The organism is Pedobacter sp. HMWF019, from assembly GCF_003061025.1.
GTDB lineage: Bacteria > Bacteroidota > Bacteroidia > Sphingobacteriales > Sphingobacteriaceae > Pedobacter.
Map to the genome: position 1 here is coordinate 1 of NZ_QAIL01000199.1, position 4,471 is coordinate 4,471.

4 protein-coding genes are annotated in these 4,471 nt (G+C 37.6%); 2 read left to right on the top strand and 2 right to left on the bottom strand.

Annotated features, from left to right (window positions below; genetic code table 11):
* Window positions 1–78 (top strand): DUF4287 domain-containing protein (locus tag DBR11_RS30625; protein ID WP_146186518.1); only part of this gene is annotated, 78 nt, incomplete at its 5' end.
* 30 nt (window positions 79–108) lie between these two features.
* Window positions 109–951 (top strand): VOC family protein, encoded by an 843-nt coding sequence (locus tag DBR11_RS12190; protein WP_108552949.1) that lies wholly within the window; start codon window positions 109–111, stop codon window positions 949–951.
* Between the two features lies 1 nt (window position 952).
* Here DBR11_RS12190 and DBR11_RS12195 read toward each other — a convergent pair whose 3' ends face one another.
* Both DBR11_RS12195 and DBR11_RS12200 read right to left on the bottom strand, forming a co-directional pair.
* On the bottom strand, window positions 953–3,091 hold the full coding sequence (locus tag DBR11_RS12195; RefSeq protein WP_108552950.1) for an ATP-binding protein: 2,139 nt from the start codon (window positions 3,089–3,091) through the stop codon (window positions 953–955).
* 195 nt (window positions 3,092–3,286) lie between these two features.
* Window positions 3,287–4,471, bottom strand: a 1,185-nt coding sequence (locus DBR11_RS12200) for a serine hydrolase (RefSeq protein WP_108552951.1), incomplete at its 5' end; no start/stop codon positions are given.

Sequence of the window (4,471 nt, forward strand, 5' to 3'; positions counted from 1 at the left end):
TGGCTAAAGGAGGACTTTGATCTAGGCCACGGTCATTCCATGGCTATAGTGGCTTTTTTAAAAGGAAAAAAGGAATAGCAATCAAATTTTCAAATTAAACCTACGAATATGGACAATTCAATTTACCCCTGCCTAACCTTAAAAGGTAAAATTACTGAGGCGGCAGACTTTTACATTGATACTTTTGGAGAAGGCAAAATTGGACAGACTTCACCTTATGTTATCCAGATCCAATTGAGTGGACAAAAGATCATGCTGCTCAATGATGGTCCTACATCTACCCCCAACCCTGCTATTTCCTTTATGGTGACTAGCGAAGCTGCAGAAGATACAGAAAAGTACTGGAATGCGCTGATAAAGGGTGGAAAGTCAATGATGGCCCTGGATAAGTATGAGTGGAGTCCTAAATATGGTTGGGTTGAAGACAAATATGGGGTTTCCTGGCAGCTCTATACGGGTAGTAAATCGGATACACCGCAAAAGTTCTCCCCTACCTATATGTTTACCGGCGATCAGGCTGGCAACGCTGCAGAAGCCATTGAATTCTACACGCATGTATTTCCAAACTCCAGCATTCAGGGAGTTATGAAATACAGCAAAGAAGACCACGATAATATTAATTTTATAAAACACGCTCAGTTTCGGTTAAACGGATTCGTGTCCATGGCAATGGACAGTTCTTTTGATCATGGTTTCCATTTCAATGATGCCATATCTATAGTTGTAGAATGCGACAATCAACAAGAGATTGATGCCTACTGGACACAGCTCACCACAAACGGAGGCCAGGAGGTAGCTTGTGGCTGGCTAAAAGATAAATACGGCTTAAGCTGGCAAATCATTCCGAAAGCGCTGGGTAAATTATTAAAGGATCCAGTACGTGCTCAAAGAGTTATGGGGGCGCTGATGCAAATGAAAAAACTGATTATCGTAGATCTGGAAAACGCATAATTTAAGCTTTTATCACTTTTGCGATCTGTTCTATAAGTTCTTTTTCTACAAATGGCTTGCTCACCAGTCCTGAAAATCCTTTTTGAAGGAATGTTCTGGTTTCAGAGGGCTCCGTTCCGCCGCTGATCACGATAACAGGTAATTTGTTAAGTGGTTCCTTTAGCTCACGAATAGCCTTTATCAATTCATGACCGTCCATTTCAGGCATGTGGATGTCTGTTAGAACAACAGTTACGGCTTGTTCATTGATGATCTTTAAAGCTTCCTGACCATTAGTAGCCTGATGAAACGTTACATTCCATTGACTGGTCATCATTTTCAGGAACTTTAAGTTCAGCTCATTATCATCAACCGCCAATATACTGATGCCATTAAGCAAAGACAATGGGTCTTCTGTCCATTCTTCCTGGTTCCCATGTCCTGGTTTTACAGATTTCACATATGGGATATAAAAGCTAAAGGTACTGCCCTCACCTGCAACACTTTTAACACTAATTTTACCTTTCTGAAGATTAACAAATTCCTTACAAATGTAAAGACCAAGCCCTGTGCCTGTTTTTCCTTTTGCAGAATTGGTTTGGTAATACTTAGAAAATAAGTTGGCCTGCTGATCTGCACGAATACCAGCACCAGTATCTGCCACATCCACTTGTAGTCTGTTTTCTTCACCCGAAACGATTAATTCTGCTTTTACATGAATACTACCTGCACTGGTGTATTTGATGGCATTGCTCAATAAATTGACCATTACCTGTTTAAGTCTAAAACTGTCTCCTAGCAGTATCGCCTCCTTATCTCCCTTAAACGAATAGTCAATGGACAATTTCTTTTTGTTGGCACTGAATTCCATACTTTCAATCACTTCTTTAAGTGTGAAATCAGGGTTAAATGGTTCACTATTAATTTTAAATTCACTATTCTCCATTTTCGCAGCATCCAATGTATCATTTAAGGTACCCAGGAGCATATCTGAGGAGAGCCTTATAGAATCCAGCATGTCAGACTGTCTTTTCGACAGCTCAGTCTGGCTAAATATATAAAGAAAGCCTTTTATTGCAGTAAGTGGATTCCTGATCTCATGACTCATATGAAGTAATAAATCCATTTTTTGCTGGGCAATAGTAACAGAACGTTCGTTCTCTTTTCGCAGCAATCTTTCCGATTGGTTGAGTTTTATAATGAATACGATGAGTAGACCTGCAAAAATCAATACAAGGAAAAGGGCCACGAGGTACAATCGATTTAATAAGGCGGTTGTTTCCTGATAGCTCTTAAAAGCCATAGACTTAAACTCATCTGCAATATTGTAATTAATCTCTTTCAGGTCACTGATAATCCTCTCCAGTTCGGTCGTGATGTGTGAATTCAGGTTGATCAACTCTCTTTGCATGCTCAACAGAGACTTATTACGGTTCTGTAGCTGTTGTAATCTCTTTGCATAAGCATCCTTATCTCTGGAGGTGATTCGCTTAATTGTGGAATCAATAATATTATTGGTTTGATTATGGTTAATTTGAATAACCTCTACCCCAACTGTATCAGTTTTATTGGCTATTGCATGTTTAATTCGGGAAAATAATCCTCTTTTTTTAACAATAGCAGCTTTTTTAACCGTGTCAACATTATTATTAAAACTCTTTTTCGCCTGATGGGTTTTTATCTTTATAGCCCCCTCATCCTCGGTATCCACTGTTTTAAAACTGGCATACACCCTTAATAAGGAATCAAAATTATGTTTTAAATCATAAAGCTGGTCTGAAAGTTTAAGCTTTTTAGTATACCACAGCTGTACCCTCTTGTTTTCAATATTTCTAAAGGCTGCAGAATCTTTGTTTTCCTTTAATAGGGTATCAATAAGGTTAAAAGCATCTGAAAGCCTTTTCTTATAAGACTCGGTTTTCGCAGTATCCGTACTGAGCAAGGAGCTCTGAAAATCATCTTCTGCCTGATGAAGCAGCAATAGAGCTTTTTGAGGTCTTGTTTCATCACGTTCTGCATTGGAAGCCAGTTTAGAAATATGCTCCAGTTTATGAGAAATAGAATTACGAACAAAAATTGCAGCAATCGTCAGAATGATAACAAATGCTAAAAAAGCAAGAAGAATATTCTTGGCAAGAATACGGGTGTAAAGTACTTTCATTAATTAAGCTTACTCTTCCAAGGTTTAAAGATCTATAAGATTTTCCTCGGCGGATTTGGCAAAATTAGTAAATTATCTCACATCAAATCAAACAATTAATGCCTTTGATGTGAAGTTAACAAGATCTGCAGTTCAGGAAAAGCAGATATCAGCAGAAGAAAAATAAGATAGCCTAAAAACACTTGCTACTTCCAGTTATTTTTTTTCCAGTTTAAGAACCATTTCTTTGGCGGTTTTGTTTAACGGATCCAGGGATAAGGATTTCTTGTAATTAACCAATGCTTCCTTTTGATCTCCTTTTTTATATAAGGCTTCTGCCAGGTTCATAAATCCACCTCCAGACTTTGGAAATAGTTTCACATTGTGTTTAAACACTTCAATGGCATCGTCATAACGAGACTTCTCCATTAAATAATTTCCAATATTCTCCAGTTCTCTCTCACTTCCAAAGTTATACTCTTCGTTGTTTTTAGATTTCAAATACTCGTAAAATGCAACAATTTGATGTCCATTTAAGGCACCCATTTGCTTTTCTATTTTTTGAAACAAAGATTTTTTAGGAAAACTATAAGGCTTTCCATCTAATATAGATTGAATGATATTGTTGAGTTCTGACAGTTTTATATTCTTGTTGTTACTCATGAATATAATCGTCCGTCCTTTTGGAATATTTGAAGAAAAGAAAACTTCAGAATTCAACATAGATCCCCTATCCAGATGAGAAATCCATTTGTCACCTTCCACTACACCATACCCCAACGCAGAAGGTTTATCCTTTTCTGTAGCACCAAGTATTTGTTTTACAGCATTGGCATTGATGAACTTAAGCTGATATAAATGCTGTAACCAAGCATACAAATCATCTAATGTTAAATACACCTTTAAGGAAGAAGGCAGATCGGGTTTATCTTGCTGATGATCATTGCTAAAAGACCTCGCCACAAAAAAATCTTGTTCCTTTGACTGCGCCGGTAAAGTATTGATTCCGCTTGGCTTAAATATTTCTTCTGTTACAAACTGACTAAATGAAGTGCCTGTGAGTTTCTCCAAAAGCTTCTGCTGCAGCACAATACCGGCACTCTCACTTGTATACTGCAGCAACTCCTTAACACTCATTTTATCTGCCCATTCAGGTAATTCTGAAAGATATTTAGATAATTTATCTTCAACACTTAATTTTCCGCGCTCATTTAACATCATTATGCCTACAGCACTGAATTCTCTAACGATAGAGCCTATAAGAAATTTGTATTGATCAGTAAGCCTGTTCTTTTTTGCTCCTTCTGCAAAGCCCATCGATGCTTTATAGACTACATCCCCTTTCTCTGCAACCAGAACATTCCCATTAAATAAGCCCAGCTGATAAACATGGTCTATCAG

Coding starts and splice junctions, on each gene's coding strand:
- DBR11_RS12190 (WP_108552949.1), top strand. CDS start 109: ATGGACAATTCAATTTACCCCTGCCTAACCTTAAAAGGTAAAATTACT.
- DBR11_RS12195 (WP_108552950.1), bottom strand. CDS start 3,091: ATGAAAGTACTTTACACCCGTATTCTTGCCAAGAATATTCTTCTTGCT.